At 36.8% G+C, this 26,389-nt stretch carries 28 protein-coding genes; 5 read left to right on the top strand and 23 right to left on the bottom strand.

From position 1 onward, the window contains the following. Positions 1-284: 284 nt before the first annotated feature. From MKY45_RS02425 to MKY45_RS02360, 14 genes are all read right to left on the bottom strand, one after another. Positions 285-965, bottom strand: coding sequence for a GntR family transcriptional regulator (locus MKY45_RS02425; protein ID WP_226894739.1), 681 nt, complete (start codon positions 963-965; stop codon positions 285-287). Positions 966-1,287: 322 nt separating this feature from the next. Further along, complete coding sequence (prpB, locus tag MKY45_RS02420) at positions 1,288-2,193, bottom strand: methylisocitrate lyase (protein ID WP_042531342.1); 906 nt, start codon at positions 2,191-2,193, stop codon at positions 1,288-1,290. A 20-nt stretch (positions 2,194-2,213) separates the two neighbouring features. Beyond that, positions 2,214-3,356 (bottom strand): PrpF domain-containing protein, encoded by a 1,143-nt coding sequence (locus MKY45_RS02415; RefSeq protein ID WP_042531340.1) that lies wholly within the window; start codon positions 3,354-3,356, stop codon positions 2,214-2,216. Positions 3,357-3,372: 16 nt separating this feature from the next. After that, positions 3,373-3,873 carry an AbrB family transcriptional regulator gene (locus tag MKY45_RS02410; protein ID WP_042531338.1) on the bottom strand — a complete coding sequence of 167 codons (501 nt, stop codon included), beginning with the start codon at positions 3,871-3,873 and terminating at the stop codon, positions 3,373-3,375. Next, positions 3,870-4,373: an AbrB family transcriptional regulator gene (locus MKY45_RS02405; protein WP_341172438.1), complete on the bottom strand. Its 504-nt coding sequence runs from the start codon at positions 4,371-4,373 to the stop codon at positions 3,870-3,872. The genes MKY45_RS02410 and MKY45_RS02405 overlap by 4 nt, the downstream gene beginning before the upstream one ends. 17 nt (positions 4,374-4,390) lie before the next feature. Next, positions 4,391-5,890 (bottom strand): tripartite tricarboxylate transporter permease, encoded by a 1,500-nt coding sequence (locus tag MKY45_RS02400; protein ID WP_042531335.1) that lies wholly within the window; start codon positions 5,888-5,890, stop codon positions 4,391-4,393. Next, a complete protein-coding gene (locus MKY45_RS02395; protein WP_341172437.1) occupies positions 5,891-6,391 on the bottom strand; it encodes a tripartite tricarboxylate transporter TctB family protein in 501 nt (166 codons plus the stop codon). Between the two features lie 128 nt (positions 6,392-6,519). Continuing rightward, positions 6,520-7,539, bottom strand: a complete 1,020-nt coding sequence (locus MKY45_RS02390) for a tripartite tricarboxylate transporter substrate binding protein (protein ID WP_341172436.1) — start codon at positions 7,537-7,539, stop codon at positions 6,520-6,522. 416 nt (positions 7,540-7,955) lie between these two features. Then, positions 7,956-8,288, bottom strand: coding sequence for a hypothetical protein (locus MKY45_RS02385; RefSeq protein WP_246528982.1), 333 nt, complete (start codon positions 8,286-8,288; stop codon positions 7,956-7,958). Positions 8,289-8,457: 169 nt separating this feature from the next. Beyond that, positions 8,458-8,946 carry a PTS sugar transporter subunit IIA gene (locus MKY45_RS02380; protein WP_341172435.1) on the bottom strand — a complete coding sequence of 163 codons (489 nt, stop codon included), beginning with the start codon at positions 8,944-8,946 and terminating at the stop codon, positions 8,458-8,460. An 87-nt stretch (positions 8,947-9,033) separates the two neighbouring features. After that, positions 9,034-9,429: an NUDIX hydrolase gene (locus MKY45_RS02375; RefSeq protein WP_042531331.1), complete on the bottom strand. Its 396-nt coding sequence runs from the start codon at positions 9,427-9,429 to the stop codon at positions 9,034-9,036. A 182-nt stretch (positions 9,430-9,611) separates the two neighbouring features. Further along, positions 9,612-10,730 (bottom strand): Ger(x)C family spore germination protein, encoded by a 1,119-nt coding sequence (locus MKY45_RS02370; RefSeq protein ID WP_341172434.1) that lies wholly within the window; start codon positions 10,728-10,730, stop codon positions 9,612-9,614. Next, positions 10,720-11,793, bottom strand: coding sequence for a GerAB/ArcD/ProY family transporter (locus MKY45_RS02365; protein WP_341172433.1), 1,074 nt, complete (start codon positions 11,791-11,793; stop codon positions 10,720-10,722). The genes MKY45_RS02370 and MKY45_RS02365 overlap by 11 nt, the downstream gene beginning before the upstream one ends. Then, on the bottom strand, positions 11,780-13,105 hold the full coding sequence (locus MKY45_RS02360; protein WP_341172432.1) for a spore germination protein: 1,326 nt from the start codon (positions 13,103-13,105) through the stop codon (positions 11,780-11,782). The genes MKY45_RS02365 and MKY45_RS02360 overlap by 14 nt, the downstream gene beginning before the upstream one ends. 236 nt (positions 13,106-13,341) lie before the next feature. On the opposite strand from MKY45_RS02360, the gene MKY45_RS02355 reads away from it, so the two are divergent. After that, positions 13,342-14,001: a hypothetical protein gene (locus tag MKY45_RS02355; RefSeq protein ID WP_042531323.1), complete on the top strand. Its 660-nt coding sequence runs from the start codon at positions 13,342-13,344 to the stop codon at positions 13,999-14,001. A gap of 164 nt (positions 14,002-14,165) precedes the next feature. On the opposite strand, the gene MKY45_RS02350 is transcribed toward MKY45_RS02355, so the two are convergent. Next, positions 14,166-14,714: a histidine phosphatase family protein gene (locus MKY45_RS02350; protein WP_042531321.1), complete on the bottom strand. Its 549-nt coding sequence runs from the start codon at positions 14,712-14,714 to the stop codon at positions 14,166-14,168. Between the two features lie 134 nt (positions 14,715-14,848). On the opposite strand from MKY45_RS02350, the gene MKY45_RS02345 reads away from it, so the two are divergent. From MKY45_RS02345 to MKY45_RS02330, 4 genes are all read left to right on the top strand, one after another. Then, positions 14,849-15,067 (top strand): hypothetical protein, encoded by a 219-nt coding sequence (locus MKY45_RS02345; protein ID WP_193062616.1) that lies wholly within the window; start codon positions 14,849-14,851, stop codon positions 15,065-15,067. A gap of 163 nt (positions 15,068-15,230) precedes the next feature. After that, positions 15,231-15,608 (top strand): group-specific protein, encoded by a 378-nt coding sequence (locus MKY45_RS02340; protein ID WP_193062614.1) that lies wholly within the window; start codon positions 15,231-15,233, stop codon positions 15,606-15,608. Further along, a complete protein-coding gene (locus MKY45_RS02335; RefSeq protein ID WP_379542435.1) occupies positions 15,589-16,128 on the top strand; it encodes an RNA polymerase sigma factor in 540 nt (179 codons plus the stop codon). Before MKY45_RS02340 ends, MKY45_RS02335 begins: the two co-directional genes overlap by 20 nt. Further along, complete coding sequence (locus MKY45_RS02330; protein ID WP_042531315.1) at positions 16,115-16,366, top strand: hypothetical protein; 252 nt, start codon at positions 16,115-16,117, stop codon at positions 16,364-16,366. The genes MKY45_RS02335 and MKY45_RS02330 overlap by 14 nt, the downstream gene beginning before the upstream one ends. A gap of 858 nt (positions 16,367-17,224) precedes the next feature. Here MKY45_RS02330 and MKY45_RS02325 read toward each other — a convergent pair. The 8 genes from MKY45_RS02325 to aroD all read right to left on the bottom strand — a co-directional run bounded on the left by MKY45_RS02325 (position 17,225) and on the right by aroD (position 26,374). Then, positions 17,225-18,121 (bottom strand): Rpn family recombination-promoting nuclease/putative transposase, encoded by an 897-nt coding sequence (locus MKY45_RS02325; RefSeq protein WP_052484954.1) that lies wholly within the window; start codon positions 18,119-18,121, stop codon positions 17,225-17,227. Positions 18,122-18,310: 189 nt separating this feature from the next. Further along, complete coding sequence (locus MKY45_RS02320; protein WP_139089045.1) at positions 18,311-18,514, bottom strand: hypothetical protein; 204 nt, start codon at positions 18,512-18,514, stop codon at positions 18,311-18,313. Positions 18,515-18,633: 119 nt separating this feature from the next. Continuing rightward, a complete protein-coding gene (locus MKY45_RS02315; protein ID WP_341172431.1) occupies positions 18,634-20,772 on the bottom strand; it encodes a DEAD/DEAH box helicase in 2,139 nt (712 codons plus the stop codon). 391 nt (positions 20,773-21,163) lie between these two features. Beyond that, the gene (locus MKY45_RS02310; protein WP_341172430.1) at positions 21,164-21,349 is read right to left on the bottom strand and encodes a hypothetical protein; all 186 of its coding nucleotides are present in this window, start codon (positions 21,347-21,349) and stop codon (positions 21,164-21,166) included. A gap of 262 nt (positions 21,350-21,611) precedes the next feature. Then, complete coding sequence (locus tag MKY45_RS02305; protein WP_341172429.1) at positions 21,612-22,889, bottom strand: MFS transporter; 1,278 nt, start codon at positions 22,887-22,889, stop codon at positions 21,612-21,614. 183 nt (positions 22,890-23,072) lie between these two features. Then, positions 23,073-24,293, bottom strand: coding sequence for an MFS transporter (locus MKY45_RS02300; RefSeq protein ID WP_212928571.1), 1,221 nt, complete (start codon positions 24,291-24,293; stop codon positions 23,073-23,075). A gap of 272 nt (positions 24,294-24,565) precedes the next feature. After that, a complete protein-coding gene (locus MKY45_RS02295; RefSeq protein ID WP_289584691.1) occupies positions 24,566-25,441 on the bottom strand; it encodes a shikimate dehydrogenase in 876 nt (291 codons plus the stop codon). A gap of 168 nt (positions 25,442-25,609) precedes the next feature. Then, the gene (gene aroD, locus MKY45_RS02290) at positions 25,610-26,374 is read right to left on the bottom strand and encodes a type I 3-dehydroquinate dehydratase (protein ID WP_193062607.1); all 765 of its coding nucleotides are present in this window, start codon (positions 26,372-26,374) and stop codon (positions 25,610-25,612) included. Positions 26,375-26,389: the final 15 nt, after the last annotated feature.

Below are 26,389 nucleotides of genomic sequence, written 5' to 3'. Positions count from 1 at the left end.
ATATGCAAAAGCGGGCTGGGCTGATAATTAATAAAATAATATGTGTAAGTTCAATTAAGTATTTAATACATTAGCACCTATACTGATTGAAAAAACAGCAAACAAATTCTTTTACGCTTTATAAAGAAGTAAAAATTACAAAGGACATTGAAAAGTTTTATTGCTTAAGAATGTTAATGACTCCACGGCATAACAAAAGCACCTCCTTTAACTTAAATTCCCACAAAAAGAAGGTGCTGGTTTACTAATATATTATTTGAATATTAAGCTGCTTTACTTACTTTTTATAAAGACAGATAAGACAACCCATGTATCGTATTTTTCAAGCTACGTTTAATATGTGCACGCATTGCTGCTTCAGCTGCATGTTCACTTTTAGCTTTCATATGTTTCAATACTTCTTCATGTTCTTCGACTGGTAAAGTACGTGGATATTCAGGATCCTTATAAACACCTAATCGTCTATACCTAGATACCCGGTTATTTATCTGTTCTAGTAAATTTACTGCCGTGGCATTGTTACTGTACTCACCTAATAAACTATGAAAATCACTTCCATAAGATACTACATCCATTTTACGTTCATTTTCTGCAGAATTTCGCATTAAAAATGTAATGTCTTCAAACTTATTAATGATTCCATCAAAATCATTAGATTGAGCAATGTTCAGTGTAGCCTCTCTGGCAATGAGTCCTTCCATTACCTCTCTAACCATAAAAAGTTCTTTCGCTTCTTTCATAGACATTGGAGCAACAGCCATTCTCCCATTAGCTTTTTTTACTATTAAACCTTCCAATTCTAATCGATATAATGCTTGACGCAATGGAGTTCTGCTTATCTCCATTTTTTTAGCTAACGAATCTTCAACTAAACGGCCATTGGGTTCATAAGTAAACTCGATAATATCTTTTTTTATTTGTTCATAAATATAATCAGTTGTTGATAATCTTTTTGTTTTATCCAATATAGATCCATCCTTAATATAGTATTAAGTTAGATGTCACCTAATTAATTCTTTTCTCCATGGGATTTTAGAAATACCTTATATAAAAGAATATCATATAATTAGGAAGCGTGACAGTTAAAAAGCATGTATATGGTTCAAACTCAATTAATATACTTTATTTTTTACGAATTATTTAATTATAATATTTCAAATATAATTAAACCATTAAAATATTAATAAGTAATTACTTATTAAATGTAGAAAAAAACACAGAAACTACTGTAATTCAGCATTTCTGTGGTTTTTTATATCAAGAAGATATTGCAATAAATAAAACTAATTACTTAATCAATTCCTCCATATTTGTTTTCGCAATACTTTCATCTAATAATTCATACTTTTCATATAAAAGAACATCATATAATTCTTGCCTTGTCTGCATCTTGTTTAATAAATTACTTTGTGTACCTGTCTCAGCTATTTCTTTATACATAAGCTCTACCGCTTTACTTGCTATACGCAAAGATGTAACTGGATATATTACGATTTTATACCCCATCTCTTCAAATTGTTCTGCTGTAAACATCGGCGTTCGTCCAAATTCTGTCATGTTAGCTAAAAGCGGAAAATCAACTCTTCTAGCAAATCGTTCAAAGTCTTCTTTACTTTGCAATGCTTCTGGAAAGATAATATCTGCCCCAGCACCAAAATATGCTTTTGCACGATCAACAGCATTTTCTAACCCTTCTTGGGCGAAAGAATCTGTTCTTGCTATAATAACGATATCAGGATCTGCTTCTCTAGCTGCTCGAATTTTTCTCACCATTTCTTCTTTGGTTACTAGTACTTTTCCGTTTAAATGGCCACATTTTTTAGGAAGTTCTTGATCTTCTAATTGAATGGCTGCAGCCCCGGCGTCTATCATTTCAAATACAGTTCTTGTTACATTTAATATACTTCCATAACCCGTATCAATATCAACAAGGAGCGGCATTCCTGTAGCACGAACAATTTCTCTTGTACGATTTGTTAATTCTGTTAATGTGAGCACCCCTAAATCTGGTATGCCTAAACTTGCGGTTAAAGCTGCTCCAGATAAATATATAGTTGAAAATCCAGCTTTTTGGGCTAGCAAAGCTGCCATTGCGTCGTGTGCACCTGGCATTTTAATAATTCCTTTGGTATTTAATTCTCTCCTCATCACTTTAATCGGATGTTCATAATTATTTCGTACTAACCAGCTCATTTTAACACTCCTAATTCAACTTAATTTTGCGGTATATATAATTTACCAGACATAATTCTACGTGCTGTTCTTTCCAAACCAACATAATTAATTCTTTCTTCTAATTGACTTTTTTGAACTCTAATAGAAATTATTCCTTCTGGATGTCCAATCCTTACCATTTGTCCATTTTCCAATGGCTTTATCTTAGAAACTTGGTTAGGAATCGTGCCATCTAAAAGACATGCTCCTGCTAAGTTTAGTAAGCCACTTACTGCAAAGGTCCGATGCATCTTCTTCATAGATACCATACGAGCTAGAATATCATAATCATTCTTTTTTATTCGCTTCCCAGTAGACGTTAAATAATCTATAGGTCTACTGACAAAAGAAACCTTTGGTAAAGCAAGATATTTTTCTTCTGCTTCTATCAAACTGGGAGTTAACCCACTTTTAACGGCTATATGTCCTCTCATATCTTCTAATGTTTTCATAATAAGTGGGTCTTTCATAATTTCTTCATTTTGCTCAGCACCTGTTAGAGAAAGGGATTCTGCATCTAGATATACAAATGGATTAACAATATCGCAAAATGAGTAAGCATATTTTTTTTTGCTAATAGTCAGTATAGACTTTGCAGACAACGGTAATGTCTTCTTTGTTTTTGCTCCGCCAGGATCTTTAATATCAACAAGGAATTTAGCGCCAGGGTCTTTAACACCTGGTATTTCAAAACTGCCATCTACCTTTGCCTTTCCATTTTCCAGTGGAACTGTTATCTTAAGATATTTTTTAATATTAACGTTCCAAACCGTAACAAGGGTGGATTCCATGTCTTTTGATACGTTTATCATCCCCTCATCCACTGCAAAAGCTCCCGTTGCAGCCATAAGATTCCCACAAGTTCCTTCGTAATCTATTACTTCACTTCCAATTCCTAATTGAACAAAAGTGTAGTCTATATCTGCATCTTTTTTTACGCTTTTATTAATGATTACAACTTTACTAGTATGAGAGGTTCCTCCTCCAAGGCCATTTACATGAGATACATCTTCCGCTCCAATACCTTTTAAAAATATTTTTTCTCTTAATTCTTTTTCTTTAGGTAAATCTTTTTCGTGGAAAAATAATCCTCTGCTTGTACCGCCTCTATAAACAACACATGGCACCGTTAATTGTTCCATTTTCTCACTCCTATCCTCACAACAGTAATAATTTGATTATTACGGGTAATATTAAAATTAAAAGAGATATACGAAACAAATGCATTAACATTACTACTTCCACATCAACATCTATTTCATCGGCTACAATCGAGATTTCACTCATTCCCGCAGGTAAACTTCCACTTAACGCAGTTAACCATTTAAAACGGAACAGCTTAGTAAATATATAGGCAATTAAGAATGCAAATAAAAGATGAAAAACGGTTGCTATAAGACCAGGAACTATATGATTAAAAAATAACGATACGATATCCGGCTGTAAATTCAATCCTATTAATCCACCAACTAGCATTTGTATCATCTGCTTATACTTTTTCTTTAATGGAGGTACTTTCAAACCACTAATTTTCGCGATTGCTACAGTAATAAAACTCCCCATTAAAATGCCAATTGGCAAATTTAAAATATGCCCAATATATCCTCCTACGCTTGCTATGCTGACTACAATCACAAATTTCTTTAAAGATTGATTCATGTCTTTTCACCTTGTTTATTAAACGTTTTAAGAATCCATCTTAAAAGTAGCATTAATGTTACAAACCGAATTAAATGCATTATTGCTACAACTTGTGTATCCGTATGTATAGAATCTGCCAAAATCAGCATTTCAGCAATTCCACCTGGTGAAACAGATACTAAAGTCATAACAAATGGAGTCATTCCCATTCCTTTAAGAATCATAGCAACAACAACAGCTGATATTACACTTCCAAAACCAAGTATTATAAAACTGATTAATTTTTTAAATGGGAGATAAAGTATATTTTTAGTAAACATTAAGCCTATCATTGTTCCTAAAGCAACTTTAGATAAATTCCGAATCAAAGGCGGTATCTCCTGGGAGTCAATCATGCCGACAATGCTAAAAACCCCGACCATTAACATAGACCCTAAAAGTGCACCAGCAGGTATTTTTAATTTAACGCCAATTATGCCTCCTAAATATGCAAGAAATAAAAAAACAATAGCATTCATTTTATTATCCCTATTTATTAGGAAACTTTACTCTTTTTGTTTAATTTATCAAGAATAATTGGCAAGAATACACCTAAGATAGTAATGATAATTAGAATGATACTTACAGGGCGAGTTAAAAAGGCATTAATCGTTTCACTACCATGAAGCTGTACACTTTTCAATAATTCTGAATCCGCAATTGGACCAAGAATCAAGCCAAGTACGACCGCAATGACAGGATATTTATTCCTTCGTAAATACCAACCAATAATTCCAAAAATAAATACTAAAAAGGCATCAAATAATAAATTTCGTGTAGCAAATGCACCAATTAAAGCAAATACTATGATGATGGGAATAAGAATTCTAGTAGGAATATTTATAACACGGCCTGCCCCTAAAGATACTGCTCCTCCAACAAAAATCAAAAAGAACAAACCTACAACCATTGAAAAAATAACACCATATAATATTGTACTTTGTTCAATAAATAATCTTGGTCCCGGAACCCATCCTTGCATAATAATAGCTCCAAGCAACATTGCCGTTGATGCGCTTCCTGGAATACCTAAAACAAGCATCGTAGCAAGTGCCCCTCCCTCAGAAGCGTTATTAGCGGATTCCGCTGCTACAATTCCTTCTTCATTCCCTTTACCAAATTTATCTTTAGACTTGGAAAATCGTTTCGCCTCATTATAGCTCAGTAAACTGGCAATCGTAGAACCTGCTGCTGGCAAGGCACCAACAAAAACTCCAATCGCACTTGATCTGATTAAATTAAACGGATATCTAAAGATTGATTTGATACCTTTTAACATTTGAGAAGTTAAATTTTGATTTGCTGATTGCTTAGACACAAATTGTTTATCTGCAAGAAAAAAGAGTTCAGATACTGCAAATAAACCGATTAATGCAGGAATCATTGGGATTCCATCCAATAAATAAACATTATCAAAAGTACCTCGTACCGCTCCAGTATCTGTCATGCCGATAGTACCTAATAAAACACCGAACAACCCTCCAAAAATTGATTTAACAAAGCCTCCTTCTTGTATTGAAGATATAATTGTTAAACCAAATACTGCTACAAGAAACATTTCCGTGGGACCAAACTTTAATGCAAAGGAGGCAAGAGGTTGAATAATTAATAGGAGCACAAATCCTCCAATCATTCCCCCTATAGCAGAGGACCCTACCGCTAGACCTAGAGCTTTTCCTGGCTGACCCTGCTTTGTCATTGGATAACCGTCTAAGGTAGTTGCGACTGCTGCTGGTGATCCAGGAGTGTTAATCAAAACCGCTGTTATTGCTCCCCCAAACAAACCTCCTGTATAGATTGCAATTAAAAACACAAGTCCGGATAATGGTTCCATCGTAAATGTAACTGGAAGCATCAACGCAATACCCAATGATCCTGTGAGACCTGGTATAGCCCCGAGTATAACCCCTAAAAGTAGCCCTAATATAATTAAAAGGAAATTAAACCAGTTCATAAACATGACTATTCCATCCATTAGTGACTGCCATTCAATCATCTACAATACCCCCTCTAATAGTATTCCTGATGGAATAGGTATTCCCAAAAGGTTATTAAATAGATAGAAAAGAAGCAGTGTAAATACTATTGGCAAAATAACTAGAACTTTTTTCGAACTTGTTCCTAATATTCTCATCAAGATTGGCATACAAATAATTGTCATTATTAAAAAACCGAGATAATTCATTAATACTAAATAAATTAATGTTGACAGCATAAACAAAAATACTTTTTTGCTTAATCTAGCAGATGATTCATCTGCTTCATCGGAATCTTTTTCATCTGTGTTAGTGGATTGTTTTACTTCTTTCCATTCTTTCCATATGATTAGTGGATAAAGTAGAATGATAATCCAAATAATCGGATTGACCATAAGTTTATCCTGTGCGCTGTTTAGTGAACTAATATCTACTAAATATACTACTGAAAAAATAAGGATACCTGTGGCTACAATAACGCGATGGACAAATGTATTAAAAAATTTTCCTAATCCTCCCACATTACCCCTCCTTATAATAAAATTTAGAAAAAAATAAAGTCATGAATTTTAAATAAAAGGTTCATGACTAATAAAATATTCGAGTGGAACCAATATAGTTTTCTAGTTTAATTTCTTCTAATGTTGTATTATTCTTCTTTAAGTTTGTCTTTATATTCATCTAATAAGTCATGTAGAGAGTGATTTAATTCATCACTTTCCTCAGGGCCACGAAATTCACTTACTTCCTCTGCGTTGTTATCTTTGATGTAACCTTGATATTCTTCACTTTCGAATACATTTTGATATGCTTCTGTAAGTAATTCAAACAATTCTGGATTATTTTCTTTAAAAGAATCATGTGTAGCTAAGAACCGAACAGACCCTACTAAAGGGACTTCTACATCATAATTTGCTAATACATCATTTATAGGTTCTGCATCTGGCCATAAATCCATTTTTTCTTCTGAAGCTACAGATAGAACTTTAATGCTGTCTTCCATTGCGCTATCCCCCAAAGCATTACCAATCATGAAATCAACGTGCTCTCCTAAAAGAGCGTTACGCATTTCCCCTCCGCCATCATAAAAAACTGGTTTAAATTCAATTCCTAACTCTTCTTCCAACAGTACTCCGGTAAGATGTAATGGCCCACCGCTTACCGTAGAATAGCTAAGCTCTCCAGGATTTTCTTCTGCATACTCAATTAACTCTTCAAATGTTTCAAAAGGCGAATTTTTATGCACAGTTATTGTGATTGGATCAAATTGTTCAATATTTACCATTGAAAAATCATCAATGTCATAATCTGCATCTTGTAGCAGAATACTAGCACTTAAGTATAATTGCGTACCACCAAATATAACAGATCCATCATCTTTCCCATTCTGAAAAACGGTAGTTCCAACCTGTGTAGCTGCCCCAGGACGATTATCAATTTGTATTTTTGTATCTAATTCCTCTTCTAACTGCTGAGCAATAACTCGCATCATACTATCCAAGCTCCCTCCGGCATCAAACGGAAGAATAAGCGTCGTAGTATTATGTGGCCATTCTACATCTCCTTCTGAGTTTGCCTCGTTATTCGCCCCATCGTTAGAACATCCTACTAAAGTAATCCCTAAAATTAATAGTGCAATAAGTAGTTTTGCTATTTGAAACTTCTTCATTTTTTCCCTCCTCTTATTTTAAAAAGAAACCGCTTGCAAAATTATTTATTCCCCCTTTTCTGAATTATATAAATTAAAACTTTTCGATATCATATCATAGTTTCGTATAATTGTATACAATTATACGAAAAATTTTCGACAATATTTTTTAATTCAACAAAAAAAGACAAATTAATTTATAACAGCTAGATGATGGACGAGGGAGAAGACACTATCCTGTACTTTTTATTTTAGTTTATATTTTTAGAATTTTGATTAGTTTAATATTAGCTGTACATGTAAAAACTTCATTTAAAGGTAATTTTCTTTGTACAGGATAAATCTGTGTTATTTATTCTCTTCGAAAAATGTCATATTGTAACCAATAAAAAATACCGATTAGAAACCGGCATTTTTATCTTGATTTATTGTATTTTTTAATAAAAAGTCCCAGGCTGTTGAAGAGTTTGCGGTCTCCACCAAGACTCTACCATTTGCCACGCTGAATGAAAATCCTGTCCCTGCCCCATCAAATATGCAATTGCTATGGCCTCTCTTAATGCATGCGGATAACCGAGATGTTGCGCTTCCCGCATCCCGTGGTTGATTACTGGAGACATCGCAGACAGCACCTGCTGCTCCATCGAATGTTGTCCCATATTCGGCTGCTGCTGAAAATTCCGAGGTTGTTGCTGATTAAAAAACGCCATATGCTGATTTGGATTATATGGATTAGACATATTAGCCGCCTCACTTATAAATGGAATCATTTTAGGTAAATTCCCTACTGTGCAGCCTATGCATTTATTATTTTAAATGTTCCCTTTGAATACTTCATACAGAAGCAATGTTATTCACGCCTGTACTCAACGAAGTTTTTAAATAAAAAGTGATTTCCCGCCATAAAGCGAAAAACCACCAATTTAATTCTTTACCACATTATTTAACAGTAATCACAACGTCTTCACTTGCACGTACTTGGTTCACATCTTGTTTATTTAATGCTTCGATATCACTCATATTCGTAATAAGCATTGGTGTGACCGTATCTGCAGCTTTTTCACTTACCACATCTAGATCCACATCAACAAGGGCATCGCCTTTTTTCACTTTATCTCCTACTTTTACATGGATGGTAAATCCTTCTCCATCCAAGGAAACCGTTTCTAATCCAATATGAATTAGAATTTCGGCACCATTGTCAGCTTTAATCCCTACAGCATGCTTTGTCGGGAATGCTTGTACAATATCTCCGTCAACAGGTGATACGACTTTACCGTTAGATGGTTTAATCGCAATTCCGTCCCCCATCATTTTTTCAGCAAATACCGGATCAGGTACTTCTTCCAAAGGAATTACATCCCCGTCAACAGGGGCGAATAATTCAATTTCCTGTTTTTCTTTCTTTTTAAAAAGCTTCCCAAACATAGCTATCCCTCCAAAATTGATATACATTGATTTTATCATATGTTCCGAAGAATTACTTTAATAAGCCTGCTAGAGCCCAACATGTAATCAACTTTGCTTATCTATCAGCTTCTCCACGATTTCTCCTGGCCGAACATCCAAATAAATAAGCTCATCCAGTCCTATCCACACTGGCTGGTAAGTCCCCCTATTTCTACTAGAATTCGTATACTCCTCTCCAAGTCCTGTCGCAAATTCACCACTTATTATCTCTGCGGCAAAATAATATTGTTTACCATCAAAATTTATGGTATCAAAAAGTTTGATGATTCTTACATGAACACCGAGTTCTTCATATACTTCCCGAACAGCTGCTTGTTCTGGATTTTCTCCGTCTTCTATGCCGCCTCCTGGAAATACATAATACCTTCTTTGTTCACGAGTTCTTTTTATCAGCGCAACTTTCCGGTTTTCGATAATCACTGCAGCACTTCTTCTTCTCATTTATACACCTCTCTTCTTTATAATAAATGAAGCCATTTCATCTGTATACTTACTTTCTCCCCCTATTTACCACTATTAGCCCTGCCTGATAGATAAAAACAATAAATTGGTTTAAATGGCTTCAAAATGTAATAAAAAACTCCAGATACCATATTTACGATACCTGGAGTCCTTTTCTCCAACTAATCCTGTTTTTGTTTATCCCAGTCTTCAAAATCATCATTATTTAAATTTCGTATTTTACCATTATTCTCGATAACCGCTTCTACTTCTACCTTTACATTTATATTCGGATACGTTTCATTGAGAAAGTTTTTCAGTTCATTATGGGTATAGTTTTTCCTGATTCGGTTACTGATTCCAAGAACATCTGCATGTTTATCCTGCAGCTTTTTAACGAGCTGAAGTGTATCCTTTTCCACTTTTTCTTCAAACTTCTTCTGAATATCTTCATCGTTTAAATGATCTTCTGCTTCAGCAACAATCATGACAAATTCCAGCTTGATGGTCAGGTCGATTTGATCGCCATTGTATTTATAATCGTACTCTACATCTCTTTCAACAAGCTCTACATCAGTTGTCTCATCAATGGTTATAAACGTTTTGATAACATTCTCATCATTATTTAATAAATTCATCAGCAGCACTTCTAAAGAATCTAATGTTTCAACGATTTTTCCATTCTTTAGCACGGATGCACCAAAGTAATCCATTTCCAAATTTTCATTGGAGCTAATAATTGGAATAGCAATATCTGAGGTATACGAATGAATGCCTCTGTATACCTGCCACAGACTTACTTCCGGATTATAAATTTCCCAGCCAGCCTGCTTTTCTAAAAATCCAAATATAGGTACACCTACTTTTTGAAATGTTTCAATCATCTGATCGATATAGGAATCCATATCTTCTTGGGTAAATGCCACAGTTGGTGTTGCCGGCATATCTCTCATTCGTATGAAGGTATTAATGATTTTTCCAATTCCCTCCCTTCCCAGTTCTTCACCTAACACAACAAAACCAATATGTTCTAAATCAATGGTTGTTTCAATTTTTTTCTTAATTTGTTCAATGGCGTCAACAATCGTAGCACCTTTGCCGTCCACCTTCGCCAAATTCCTCTGCTCAGATACCACAGAGACCGGTATGATTAAATACACATGATACAAATCTTCATCCTTTGTTACCCCCATTAAAATAGGCGTGGAACGGTAATTAATGTCTCTGGAATCCCAGCATCCACTTAATAAAGCCAGCAATACGAAAGAAATGATTATCTTTATCCAATAATTACGTTTCATGTTTATCCCTTCTTCCTATCCAAAAAATGAAGATCAGCAGACTGATGAAGGTGTAAAAACGAAGCGGCACAATCCAAATGATATGGGATTGTACTTGCTCCCACGTAGAAATCATATTTGCTACAGCTGTAATGAAGATAACTATAATAACCATTGCAATCGATGCATGAAGCTTACTCGTCTGGAAGATGCTTTGATATAACGTCCGCAAAATATGCAATAGCATCCCTAAAAATAACGTTGCGTAGATAAGAAGACTTAGACCAAAGAGGCTTGTCAATGTTTCAAAGATAGACCAGTCAATATCAACCGTAGCTAGCATTTCGATATATGGAAAAGTGAAATTCCGTGCTATTTCATTTCCAAATACCAGCATGGGTGAGTAAGCAGCCATAAATATAAATAGAATCAAAAGCCACGAAAACCAGAAAACCGTTTTATAATTGAATTTTTTTCCTTTTGGTAAAAAAGCGATAAATAAAAAGGTTGGAGATAATATGAAAAAACCTGTAATAAAAGGCATCTCCAATAAAAAATCGAAGTTACTTACCTTCGCCGGAAAGAAGTTATACCATTCCGCATTGAAAAAGGATAATATGAAAATAACGACTATGACATAGGAAGAAGTAGCTGCTATTAAAAAGGTTGTCCGGAAGATACTTTCCATCGAACCAAGACCAATATAACCAGCCGTTGTAATGAAGATGACCATCACATAAAACATGGGTGTCTGATTCAAGAATAATACTGTAGTAAACTCTGCATAAGTACGGATGGCAACAATCACTGTTCCAATAATAAAAAGGCTGATGGGCACAAGTAAAGTAAGGGATACAGCCCAACGTTTTTTGGGCAAATTTTTTAAAATATTAGGTTCCTTTAACTTGGATACACCAAATAACAGCAGACCAAAAAGAGCGATATGTGAAAATCCATGTATAAGAACAATTAGCCAATGTCCATTATCTACTGTATCCAGGATAAGGCTAGGATACAGCAGAAACATCACTCCGATATTTGTGACTAAAAAAAAGATTATAATCAATAAATTATTGATTTTCACTTTGAATCCCTTCCTTTTTCCATCGGACATATGGAACTCCAAAACTCGTGATTCGGGCAATATAGGAGCATAAAACCAGCAGACCGATGACATGTCCCAGAATTCCAAACATAGCGGAGAAAACGACAATAATATATTTCATCAAGCGCAGCGTAATCCCATTTTCAAAGTTAACGATAATTCCATTTGCAATTGTCGTCGCAGCAATGATAATAATCAATACCCCACTCACAAGGCTGGCTTCCACAATCGCCTGTCCCAAAATAATACCGCCTACTACTCCAATCGTATTGGATATCGAGAGAGGCAGCCGAACGGCAGCTTCCGTAATCAATTCAATCAAAAGAAGCATAATGATGATCTCAATAAAGGCAGGATAAGGCACAAATTGACGGCTCTCCGTTATCGACAAGGCCAGCTGGACTTTTAACATTTCCGGATTTATTGTAATCAGCGCGACATATAAGCCGGGCAGCAATACAGCAATCATAATTCCAACAATACGCAGAAGATATAAAGAATACACAAATGCACTCAGATAGTTACTGTCACTTGGCTGTTTGAACACATCAAAAACCGTATTAAACAATACCAGTGCAAACGGATAACCATCCATAAAGAATACAATCTTCCCCTGCTCTATGTATTCCATGGCGTTTTCAGGTAGCTCTGTAGAATTTACTCTGGTAATTAATGAAAATTTAGAAAAACCAAATGCAACATGAATGTCTTTGACTTGTTTGATTTCATTTGGATAATCCTCGATTTTCTTTTTAATCATCTCTACCATGTGTTCCTCTGTCGTCCCTTTTAAAATAAGAAAAGAAAAGCGGCGGTTTCTTTTTCCATGCTGTGTTGTGATTACTTCCACATCTTTTGATTGATATTTACTTCGCAACAGCCCTATATTTTGTTGACTATTCTCTGTAAATGCATCCTTTGCCCCGTAAATAGTGGTTTCATTGACAGGAACTTCAATACTTCTGTATAGAGGTTGTGAAACAGGATCAATAATTAATGACATTTCTTTCTCACGATTCCAAATAATTACTTTTCCTTCATAGAGTGTTTTGATTTGTTTATTAAATTCCATTTTCTTCCAAGATATTTCTTTAGAATGAAGGCTGTTTGGCTCTGATGATTTTTCTTCTTCGTGCCGAACTAATGTCTCCACCATTTCCCACGTAGCCGAAAAATCCACCAAACTTTCAAACCCAACCACATCGTAAGGAATACCTTTAATAATGACGGACTTCATTTGCAAATCTTTATTCTTCTGTTTCAAATCTTCTATCTGATTGATGAAATCCATTGTCCGCATCCTTTCTCTTATCTTATCTTTTAGTTATGAGCAAGGAAGCACTTTTTCATACAAAAAATCCGCAGCTCTGTTCTTTCTAATTTTTTAAACAGGTGGTTCTACACCGAAACTTTATTCACCCGGAAGTTTACAGAGGGTTTACCGTACTAATGTGTAAATTATAAGAAACCTTTTCCCCCTTTTCTCGTATTATCTATTAAAAGAACACGATTCGGAGGCAGGATAGCATGTTTCGTTTTAAAAGCAAGCGCAGAGAAAGAGCAGCAAAAAAAGTAAAGAGTGGGGATGGACATGCGTTAAAACCCTTTCGTTTTTATGAAATATTTTATCGTTCCCTTTTTTATATAAACCTTCATGAAGATGATAAAGAAAAGCATACTTATGCAGTCCATATTAATTACTTTGATGAAAATGAGTCCATCGATTTATACCGTGATGGAAAGCACCATGCAAAAGCCTCTACTCCAGCTGTCTTTCCGGTTCCTGGAGGGGTTATTGAAGCTGCAGCAACGACATATGGTTTAAAACGAATTCATTATATTACGGAAGATGAACGCGAGTTTGTACTCTCCCCAGATCGCCGTTCAGCGGAAGGGCTGCGCATGCGTTTCGATGCCAAATTCCCTGAAATCAGCGCCATTATCGGAAAGTTTGCCATTTTTATTCTGCTGGTTTCTTTAATACTAGGACTTCCGCAGCTGGCTTCGCTTATTTCGGAGATTCCCTTTATTGCAGAGCGGTTTGGTTCCTTTGATTCGCCAATCATTCTTCCTTCTTGGCTAAATACGACACTTCTCATCGCCGGGGGCATCGCAGCTATTGAACGTGCTTTGACATTAAAAAATCATTGGCTGATTGATATGGAAACAAGCTGGTGGGATGACTAATTTTTGAAGTGAATGGAAAAGGAAATACGAAGTTTATCAGCAAGTATTTAAAAATGCAGCAACCGCCAGTTGAATGACAGTTGCTGCATTTTTAAATACGTTTTTCGGCGATTCATGACCTGTTAAACTGATTATTGGATAATTAATTGCATATCTTTCGTTCTTTACGCTTCTAACCATATCCGCTCAAGCTGGTGATGATCTTCTGAAATCTGCAGCTTATAAATATCGGGATTACTAAGTTTTCTCCACGCCTCAAATCCCGTACTTTTATCGTAATAATGCAAAAGCAGAGAGATGATTCCTCCATGGGCCACCATTATGCTGCTCTTCGCATCGCTTTCTCGCAAATCATTCACTACATGCATTATTCTCCTGGTTGCTTCCTTACTGCTTTCGCCGCCTTCATATTTTAAATCGAAATCCGTATACGTTGCTTCAAGTTTATCCATCCAATCTGGCATTGAAACCGTACTGAGCACCCTCTCTTTCAAACGGCTATCTGTCTCTATTTTTAAATTGTTCTTTTCAGCAAAAGGCTCTACCGTTAGTATCGCGCGTAGAAACGGGCTGGAAATGATACGATCAACTTTTTTGCCGGAAAGGAATACAGCCAGCTTCTTCGCCTGCTCTTTTCCTTTTTCCGTCAAGGAGGCATCAGGAGCTTGACCTGTTGCTTCACAATGCCGGATGATGTAAATTATTTTATTCATCTTCTTCAATAATCCTCTCTTTTTGAAAAATTTAATTTATTCTCTTTATCCTAACAGAGTTTATGATATTTCTTTTATTTTTTATGAACTTTTTGCTTTGTTTGTTTGTATAGTCAGTAAACAAGGGGGAGGGAATGAAAATCAATGCATATCAAAAACGAACCATTTATATTACAACTGGTGTACTTATTTTCTTCGCAATCATTTCTTTCATCACAAATGATTGGAGATTCTTTTTAGGAAGCTTATACCCTGTATTCATTAATATCATGTTTGCATTTACCGCTAAAAACAATAAGCATATACAAAAATTTAATCAGAAACATGCTGAAAAAAAGAAACTTGTAAAATAAAATATAAAATCCAATGTTTTTACTTCTTTGATATAATGCCTGTACAGTAACTCTTATTGACGAGATATAGTTCAAACCTTATCCATGTCCGTTTATTTGGCTGGCCATCATGTCATACTCGGAATTTGATCAAAGAAAATATATAATAGATAGGAAGGGAATTATGGGGAAAGGATATATTATTTCTTTAATTGTGGCAGGGGTATTATCAATATTGATTCCTGCTATCATCAGATCATTTAATCATAAATATGTTGTTAAAGAAAATGGAAAAATAAATTATAAAAAAACAACGATTTATTTAAGGTGGAACGTGTTTGATACAGTCACGTTATGCCTTGCCATTTATGTCATTCTCTGTGCACAAGCCTTATTTTTCTTCATTGCAGCTGGAAAAACCGTTGAAAATGCATGGGTGCAATTTCTATCCAATCAAACGCAAACTTGGGTTATTGTTATTGTGAGTTATTTTGTTTCCCGTATTTCGATGACATTAAAATCCATCAAAGCCCACCTAGGGGATAAAGAAGATGAAGCGTAACGAAGAGTGGATGGAAATTTACAAAAATGGGGACAAAGCAGGCTTCACACAATTATATGAACGCCTGTACGAACCGCTTTACTGTTTTCTCTACCGTTACACGCAAGAAGAACAGCTCAGTATCGATATTGTTCATGATACGTTTGAAATCCTGCAGAAGAAAAAGCAGGCATTCAATCCTGCGAAAGGAACAGTCAAAGCTTATTTATTTCAAATTGCTTACCGCTTACTAATAAATAAATTAAATCGAAGAAAGAAATGGCGCTCTCTGCTGCCTTTTTTAGCACCACAGTCTAATCACTCGATAAGCATGGATGAAAAATTATGGGTTCAGCAGGCCATTGCCGACTTGCCTGATAAGCAGCGGGCGATTATTTTACTGGTTTATTATGAAGACCTGCCGCAAAATGAAATTGCATCGATATTAGATATTCCGATAGGTACCGTTAAATCGAGGCTACATACGGCAATGAATACATTAAAAAACAACCTGGAGGAGGATTTTCATGCTGAAAGATGAATTTAATGAAGAAGATAAACTAAAGGAAGAGCTGGACCGATTTCAGGTAATCGTCCCTGAACAGAAACGCAGGCAAAAACAAACAGCCTGGCAGCGATTTATCCATTATTTAGCTTCCCCTGCCAAAGATCCTTTAGAAAAAGCAACCGTCACCTTAACCGGGTTGAATTTAACAAGAATGGTTCCTTTAGCTTTAGGGGTTGGGATGAGTGTAATTCAATTATGGATTCATATGTAAACAATAAAATGCGAGTAAAGCAACTTTCTATTACTAAATTCTGCCCAACTTCCTTAACTACAGTTTTACAGATTCTAGATTAGGAGATGGTTTTATAACCTGGAATAATGGGAGGTTCGTAAATTCATGCAGGTAGTATCTTGACTTATCTTTGGATACCTTCTCCTTCTCTTACATGTATGGTTTCATGAGCTGGGGCATTACCTTGCCGGCCGTTTTATTGTAGAAATCCATAAAGACAATATCCAGATAAAACTTTTGAATACCCCTTCATGTTGCATTGAAAGGGAAAGATGAGCAATGGGTGGCGCCGAATGACAAAGACGGAAATTATATAGAGAGCTATTTAAAATATGATCCGCAGGGTAAATGGTCTTTTTTATACATAATGGCGGGTTTTATTTTTCAAACAGTTATTTTTTTCAGCCTGGCAGCGAGCATCTTTTTTATTTTTCAATGCTGTATATATTTTCGGAGATGCTTTATTTTCTATTTGGAAACAAACTCCCTTTGGTGACACGAGCGCTGCTTTTCTTTTTGCCAGGTGGCAAACGATTCTATTTGTTAGCATTCTTTTACTAATTTATGTTTTCTTCTATATGTTTATTTGGATTCAATCGTAACTTCCACATGACAAGGGGCAGGTTTCATAACCGCTCCCTTTTAGGCTACTGATATAAAATTACTTTTCCCACAACATCATTTACCGGCAAGTTTTCCATTTTCTCCATCATTTGCGCTTACTCCTCTTTATTTAGTTTTAAATAAGTTTTGCTTCATATAAACAAAGTGAGCCAATTTACAATGAAACCAGCTCACTTTGTTTGTTTATAGAAACAGATAATCTATTTTATTTATTTACTCACTAGCAAGCCTTTTAATTTCTGCTTCACTTAAGTCTGTGATCTCTGCAATGTCACTGATTGACATATCTCTTGCTATCAGTTTCAAAGCTAATTCCTGGTTCCGCTTTTTTATCCCTTCTTCTATTCCTTCTTGCTTTCCTCTCTCAAAATAAGAATTCGGCAGCTGCATGACTATTTCTTTTTCCTCTTCCGGCAAGTTTTCCATTTTCTCCATCATCTGTTCTTCCTCCTCTTTATTTAGTTTTAAATAAGTTTCGAAATAACCATAAAGAAACTCCATTTGCGCCGGATTGATTTTCATCCGGGTAATCATACGCAGAAATTCCAACTTTACTTGGACACGCTCATGTTCTTCATAGCCCATCTGACTAAGCAATGCGGCTGCGGCCGGGTTGTCTGATTGAATATATTCTTTCCAGTTTTTCTTTCTTAATTGTAATTGTAAAAAGTTAAATTGAAGTACTTCTTGGGTAGGTGTATCGACTTTGAATTTCGTGGGTTCTTCTTGTTTCCTATTATAACTCAAAACGGCGATAGGTTGAATTGGTTTGCGGTGTTTAGCGTAAAGATAACTGAAGTAGAGAAACATTCTTTCGGGGAAATCTGCCTCATGAGTGGATTGTGCTTCGGTGTGGATATGGAGAATTTTATCCTCGTGATGCAACTTTACTTCGACGAGCACGTCAATTTCCTTTTTGGAGCCTTCAAGATAATCCAGGTAGACTTCCTGTTCAAGAAATGTGACGTTGGAGAAATCAATGTAGGGATGAAGGTCGGGGAAGAAGCCTTCGATAAATTCCTCGAAAAACTCTTGTATCAGCTTTTTCGTCAGCCGATCATGTTTCATGTAATCTGCTTTTTCTTCTAGTATAACGGGGACTGTAAACAATAGAGCACTTCCTTTCTTTTAAATTATATTTATTTTAGCAATTATTCTGAAATAAAACAATTATAGTTTTTTCATTCCTGCTTCGAAAAAACTAATACTACTTCCCTATAAGAAAAGAGCATCGTCACAGACCATGCTCTCCTCTCCCTTATAAGAACTGCTAAACTAATCTTTTTCATTATTCTCCCCTTAAACTTGCGGCTTCTTTCCTTTAAATGAAACGAAAAATACAATTAAACTCACAATAAAAGCTGCTAAGGCCAACCATGAAACTGCATTGGATACCGAAATGACATCTAAAAATCCAAGTACAGCAATGATAGGCATGACAAGAATAGCTCCCAGAACCTTTTTAAAACGTGCATATCTGGCTCTTTCTTTAAATGATGTCATGGCATCCTCCTTTTTCGTTATAGAAGGTTTTCCCGGCTTTCTTGCAGGTGAAACATGCTCCATAATACATCACATAAGAAATATGATAATTCTTCCGTGTATGCAATTCAAAAAGTCTTTTAACGCACAGTCTCCATAAACCGCTCTTTCTCCAGCTTCAATACTTTTTTCTGAATAGAAGCTTCTTCTTCTTCCTGCTCCTGCTCATCTAAAATGCGTGATGCTGTGTCAGATTCTTTTACAAACAGGTTAAAAAGATTCGCTTTTTCTCCTAATACGTCAAGCATTGTCACATCAATACTCTCTTCCGTTAATAAGCGATAAACGACAACGTTTCGAGATTGTCCCATTCGATAAGCACGGCTGATCGCCTGTTCTTCCATTGTCGGCTTCCATTGCGGTTCGCATAAAACAACCACATTGGCAGCCTGAATATTCACCCCGACACCGCCGGCAGTAATCTGGCTGACCAGAACGGAACCAGCTTCATCCGCTGTGAAGGCATCAATGATTTCCTGTCTTTTATGATTCGAAACATCCCCAGTAATGACGCGATGTGCCTCGTTTTCTAAATTACTGCTGATTGTCTGGATAACATCTTTAAAATAAGAAAATACCAGCACTTTATGCCCGTTTTCTTTTGCATTTTCACAGATTTCAAGCAGCTTCTCAAGCTTCGGTGACTTACTCTGAGATCCGCCCTGCCAGCCTGCACGGCGCATGGCCATGACCTGTTCCTCTTTCACTGCCTGCTGATAGAACTTCTTCTCTTCTTCACCAAACGGAACCCATTCTGGAATAATCTCCAAATCCGGAAGCTCATGTAATACGTCCTTCCGATTCCTCCTTAAATAAACTGGAGCAATGGCTTCACGGAATGCTTGCGGATTACGCAACAGCATCTCTTCTGATAAGTCATCCGCAATTCCCGGCTGCAGGACAGAGACCAATTGCATCATTTCCTCTACCGTGTTCTCGAGTGGAGTTCCGCTCATAAATAAGACATACTCCGCTTCGTCTGCCAAATGATAAACATTTTGCGAGCGCTTTGTATTCGGATTCTTCACATAATGCGCCTCATCAACAACCAACGCATCAAAATGATGACTGCCTTCCAATGGCAGAGTTCCCGCCAATTCAAAAGTGGTTATTAAAATACCCGTACCTTCTTGCCAGGCCTGAAATTGTTCTTCACGATTGCTGCCGTGAAAGATAAATGCCTGTAAAGCAGACCGCTGTTCCATCTCTCTTTTCCAGTGGGCGATTACGCTTAGTGGACAAACAATGACAGCATGTCCCTGATGGTTTTGCCTGAGATGATTGAGAATAGCAAGCGCTTGAACCGTCTTTCCTAAGCCCATCTCATCCCCCAGCAGCGTCTTTTTATAAAGCAAAGCATACTTCGCACCAAAAATTTGATAATTTCTTAAGGTAATATGCAGTCCATTCGTATCAAGCGGATGGTTATTTACTGCTCCTACCACTTCTTCTGGCAGACTTTCGGAAATATTCTTCGAGTCAAAGTCCGTTGCTTTTTCAATTTCTGTATAGTAAAAGGCATTTTCTCTTTCAAAATGCTTTTTGAGCTCTTCTTTACTCACTTCAAAATCAAGCATATAATCTAATCTTTTCTTTATCTGTTTTAATTCCTTTTGATGCTTGTTTTTATTTAGATTGGCAAAAGCAGACCGTATTTTTTCCTTCTCCTTTTTCGGCTGAAACAAACCGCCAAAAAATCCTTTCTGTTTCTTGGCCATTTCAATATCAGATATCGTTTCATCATAATACTCCTGAAATTTCTCCTGCATCTCTTCAAGAATGTTTAACAAATGCCATTTTTTATAAATCGATTCCAGCAAATGAACATCTTCATCAGAAATATCATCCGGATTCACACGCGGCGTTGCCTGTTTATATACTGCTTCTTTTATTTTAGAAACTGCCTGATAAATGTGCTCTGCCGTTTTTTCATCCATCCCATCCAGCTGCGCCAGGTCCTGAGCTGGTTTATCCGCTATATCTTTCATTGTTTTCAGCCCATTATGCTTCAAAGTGTTTACAGGGAGCTCTTTATTCACTGTTAACATTGTATCTAAAGGCATCGTCTTTAATTGTTCATTTCCTGAGCTTGTTTTCAGCCTCTGCCATATTCCTTTGATTCGATTGTTAAATAACTCCTCCGAGTTCATATCGATGCTGTCGTATATCCGGTTCAGATCCGCTTCTAACCGTTCTACGTCCTGTTTCGTCCGTACCATGATTTCTCCTCCTGCTGCTCTATATCAAACATGTAAAATTGTCTTTTTTATCGATCACAGACAGCAATTTTTTTTACCAGCTGCCTCATCTCTATTCAAAATTACATTCCGCTTCAGCAGAATGTATGACATTATATTATTGTAGCATTGTTTCCCGCACGATAAAAAGAGAAGATGTCTTTATCGTTACGTATTTACCCTTTATCGATAACGCAAACGCATTTCCTGTTTTCAAATGTAGATTAAAACCGTTCTTAACCATCATAAAAAACCGCTTGATATCTAAGTATACCAAACGGTCAGAGCAATATTGAAGCTGATGTATCACGGAGAATTGTCCGTAATCCTCTCATTGAATGAGATTTCGTTCTACATTGCGCTCAAGCAAATCCTATGTAATATCAAAAGAATTCGCCCGATGAGCCTTCTGAAAAAAATGCTGATGAGATTTATTTTTTCGGCTTCCCTTAAATAGATGATGATTTCTGCTCAATAATTCCTTATAATACTGGGCAAATCCCGCATGTGATAATCGCAAATTAGCCATTCTTTTCATTGGCTCATCTGTTTTATCCATCCTATCATCCTCCTTGCTTTAGCGTATGTACAAGGAGAATCAATTATGAAAGCTGGAAGGAATCTAATTACAGATTAAAGATGATTGCAACATACTGTCAGTTCCACGGTGAAAACTTCTTTTTTCGATGCTATTTTCCCACCGTCTAAAAGCCTGCTTACAAGGAATCTCAGTCTCCTGAGAGAAAGCAGACAAACTCCGCTCAATATACTGTTTTTATAATTATACTAATATCCTTGTACGTGATTTTTAGAAAAGCATTTCACTGCATACTTTCCCCAATCTCTTTCTTCATAACAATCTCCATTTTTCTCCTGCTCCGAAACGCCCCGACTGTCAACACAGCCATCAGCACACAGATAATGATTCCTAACATGAAAGCTGGTTCATAGCTGTTGGAAAGGTCATACATATAACCGAAGACCGCAAATCCGAAAGACTTTACTAACGCCTGTCCCATCGTTACATAAGAGAAAATTTCAACAAAATGTTTCTTTCCAAATAATTCTTTTGTAATCAATGGCAGCCCGACGATAATAACCGATGCATGAATACCGTACAGAAGGGAAGCAGTAAACACGGTAGCATAGGTTCCATGAGATATGAAAAATAGACTGAAGCCAAATGCAATCAACAGCACACTGACAATCAACGTCATTTTCACACCAAATTTATCACTGGCTGCTCCAAAGAGAAATTTGGTAAGCAGGTTCGATATCATCGAAGCCGAAACTAATGTGGCAGCGGCTGTAGTGGTTAATCCGACAGTATCACCGTAGGAGGTTAACAGCTGGTTTAATCCGCTGATCAACCCGGAAAATGAAGCAATGATAATTACACAGAAAAAAGCTAAACTCGTTATCGCAACTTTCACAGGTACGCCCTTTTCATTTTCTTTTTTAAAGGTTTCTTGATCTTCTAAGGTTTCTGCATAGCCATATGGTTTGTACCCTTTATCCTCCGGTTTAAAGCGTAAAACAAAAATGGTGAAAGGCAGGACAATCACTCCGATAATAATCGCGGTGATCACATATGCAGTTCTCCAGCCAAAGCTGTCGATGAAAGAAGCAATCACCGGATTCATAATTGCTCCTCCAATACCTGTAAAAGCACCGATGATTCCCAAAGCCATTCCCGTTTTTTTGTGAAACCAATTTTGAACAATAACCGGAATAGGAATATAAAAAATAAATGCTCCGGCAAATCCGATAACGATACCAGAAAGGTACCATTGCCATATTTCTGTATATAACGACATGGCAGCAATAGCCGAAAGAGCTACCACAAAGGCAACAGATAATGTAATGCGGACATCGATTTTAGGTAATAATTTTGCCACTAAAGGAGAAGCCACAAACATTGCCAAGCATAGAAAAGTCATGTATAAAGACATATCTCCTGTGCCAATCCCCAATTCCTTTGTAACAGAAGGAAAGAATATACCCGATGTGTTGAAAATTGTACCTAAGCCGGCAAAATTGATCATACAGCAGACAATTAAGACCACCCAAGCATAATGGAATTTTTTCTTCTCTTTCATTTTGCATCACCTTTTTCAGCTAGTATCCATTCATTCACCATCAAAGTAATTATCCCCTTTGGAACAACCCTGGGGGTCTGTCATTTTACCAGCGGGAGAGACTGCCCTCTCCCACTGTATGGTGCTTCCTATGCCATTCCTTTCGATTTGAAATAAACCGTGCTTAAATCACTGTAACACGCTTTACGCGGCTTCTACCATACCTTCATTCTCTTTCTTATATCTTTTATTGACGTAAATTGCAAGCAACACACCTATAGCTGTTATGGCAAAGTTAAACAATAAAACATATTTTGGTCCGTCTACACCGCCAACTCTTGTAATCACACCAGCTGCACTTAAAATAATATAGTTAGCCAGACTGGATGAAATCATAACAATGGACGTGATTTTTCCTTTATGCTTTGGAAACAGTTCATTTGCTGTGGATGTTACTAACTGTAATACTCCGCCAGCTGCAGCGAATCCGAGAATAAACCCGCCGATCAGTAAAATAGCCGGCGTTTCTATAAAGTAAATAATAAGCAGCATAACCGCTGATATCGCTGGATATAAAATAAGCACTTGAACTGGTTTGAGCCATTTTTTATTGATGAAAACAGCCGTTAATAATACAGCAACAATAGATCCGATGGCATAATAGGACTGAATGGTGCTTGGATTTTCCATACCATATAATGTTCCTAATTCCTGGTTGGCATTAAGCCAGAGCTGGAATGTAGAAGTACATGTAAATGCAATAAGAATAATGACCACGCTTGTCGCTGTGAATTTCATTTTTTCTTTCTTCTGGTTCTTATCAGTCTTTTGGGTACTGCTATTTGGCGGTAATGGCACAAAAGCCAGCAACACACCGTCTATAGCGAGCAGAATCGCTACAAAGTAAAAAACGGTTTGGAATGACATTTGGCTGGCAGCCACAAACCCTATCATAAAAGGTAATGCAAACTGTCCGATAGATATAGAGAACTTAGTGAACATATTCGCTATACTGCCCTTTTTACCGAAAATCTCCATAAGGGATGGAATAACCCCGGTATCCAAAAAGGAATTGGCAGCTCCTCCTAATAAGGCAAAGACAAAAGCAACATAGAAATTCGGAGCAAAAATGATTCCAACAAAGAATAATACATATAAACCGACACCAATCAGACTGGAAACTCTTCTGCCAAATTTATCGGAAACAGGTCCTGAGATTGGCAGCGTAATCAGACGCCCCAGCCCTAATGCAGCAATAACGGTAAAAACGATACTTACATCCAACGCGCCATTGGGCAAGGTTGCTGCTCCCCACAGCTCTGCCAGCTCATCTTTATATTGTGCCAGAATAGATACTCCAATACCATGGATAATAAAAGTAATATAGAGTGCCAATGCAGCTGGATAATATCTTTTCGTATTCATGATTTTTTTCTCCTCTCATTTGAAGGACTTTTTATTTTCTACTGGATATAAAATGATTCATCATTCTGTGGGAGTTTACGCTCCAATGTTTTCAGGTTAGTGTGACTGCTGCGAAAAACACTACGCTAAATAGTTTTTTGCTATCTAGTTGTAACAAACATCATATTTAAGAAAATTCATTAACCTGACAACATTGGTTTACGCTCTCCTCTCACAGAATAGGATTAATACGGCATTTCGATGACTTACCCTTCCAAATCAGTACAGCGTAATCAAAACATCTGATTTTTCACATATTCCACCGGCATTTCCTGACCTGTCCACAATTCGAATGCGGCAGCGCCCTGCCAAAGCATCATCCCAAGACCATTGATTGCCTGGCAGCCAACGGTCTCTGCCATCTCCAACAGCTTTGTTTTTCTAGGGATATAGACCACATCGGAAACAATCAATTCCGGACGCAGCCAAGAAGGGTCGGGAACTAAGGCTTGCCCTTCAAGCGGTTTCATTCCAACACCTGTTGCATTTGTTAAAATATCGCTTGCTGCAATTTCTTCTTTCAACGTTTTTTTATCTTCTAACCGATACACATTTGCTATACAGTCCCCTTCCATTTTTTCATTGATAATCACCGTATTATTTTCCGCCCGGTTAAAATATTCATCGTCTCGATTAAAAATGGAAATTTCTTTTACTCCTTCCAGAGCTGCCTGGATAGCAATTGCCGTTGCCGCCCCACCGGCTCCCAAAAGGGTGATTTTCTTTCCTTTTACATCGATATGATTTTCTTTCAAGCTGCGAAAATAGCCGATCCCATCTGTGTTATAACCTATTAATTTGCCATTATCATTTAATACGGTATTCACAGCACCAGCAAAACGCGCTCCATCTGTTAATTCATCCAGTAATGGAAGTATTTTTGTTTTGTTCGGCATGGAAACATTAAATCCACGCAGGTTTAAGGCCCGGAACCCGGTGACAACATCCTCCAGCTGCTTGTTATCTACCTCAAATGCCATATAGACATAATTTAGTCCCAGTTCCCGAAATGACATATTATGCATTGCCGGAGATAAAGAATGTCCAATAGGTGTTGCTGTCAGTCCAATCAATTTTGTTCTTCCGTCGATTCTGCCTTGATCTGTCATGTTAATTCCCTCCTGAATTTTTGATAACATATCATTGATTTTTTCTATTTTACCTATACACTACACTCTAATGCCCCACTACATTTGTGAAATATTTCACATGAATAACTGCAATAATCCCATTTTTTTATTAGGAAGCACCTTATCCTGGTTAACTGGGTTTTTATTTTATAAACTCTGATGCAGCAGATGCAACGTCTGTTTTAATTCCGCCGCTGCAACCTGTCCGGGCGCTGATGCTTTATTTGCCGCACCAAATGTTAATGCAGAGCCAAATACTTCCCCAGCGAGACGGCTAATGACTCCCTTTCCTGCCATCGACATTGTAATAATCGGCCTGTCAGCAAATTTCTCCTTCATTTCTCTCGTAGCATCCAATAATGTCAGTACGTCTGCCGTTGTTTCCGGCATAACAGCAATCTTCGGTAAATCGCCGTCCAGCTCTTGAGCCCGGCAAAGTCTGGTTATGATTTCTTTCTTATCTGGCGTCTTGTTAAAATCATGGTTTGATATGATAACAAATACACCATGTTCATGCGCGGTTTCGATGATTTGTTTTACATCTTCGGGTTGATTGAAAAGTTCGACATCAACGATATCAACCTGCCCTGTTGCGGATATTTCACGGTTCAGTTGTAAATAATAATTAACAGAAACCTCTTTTTCTCCTCCTTCATTGAAGCTGCGGAAAGTAAATATCAGAGGCATCTCCGGAAGCACCTTGCGTATCTCCGTAAGGGCTTCTTTTACTTTTTCGATATCCTCAACCTGTTCAAAAAAATCAACACGCCATTCGACTACATCACATTCCAGGCTTTTTAGAAAATCTGCTTCTTCTATCAACTGGTCAACCGTTTTGCCAACCATCGGGATGCAAATCTTTGGCATCCCTTCACCGATACGAATATTTTTTACTTCCACGGCTTTGATCATTTTTTCTCCTCCTTG

The organism is Oceanobacillus sp. FSL K6-0251, assembly GCF_038004725.1.
GTDB lineage: Bacteria > Bacillota > Bacilli > Bacillales > Amphibacillaceae > Oceanobacillus > Oceanobacillus oncorhynchi.
This window is presented reverse-complemented; position numbering and strand designations above follow the sequence as displayed.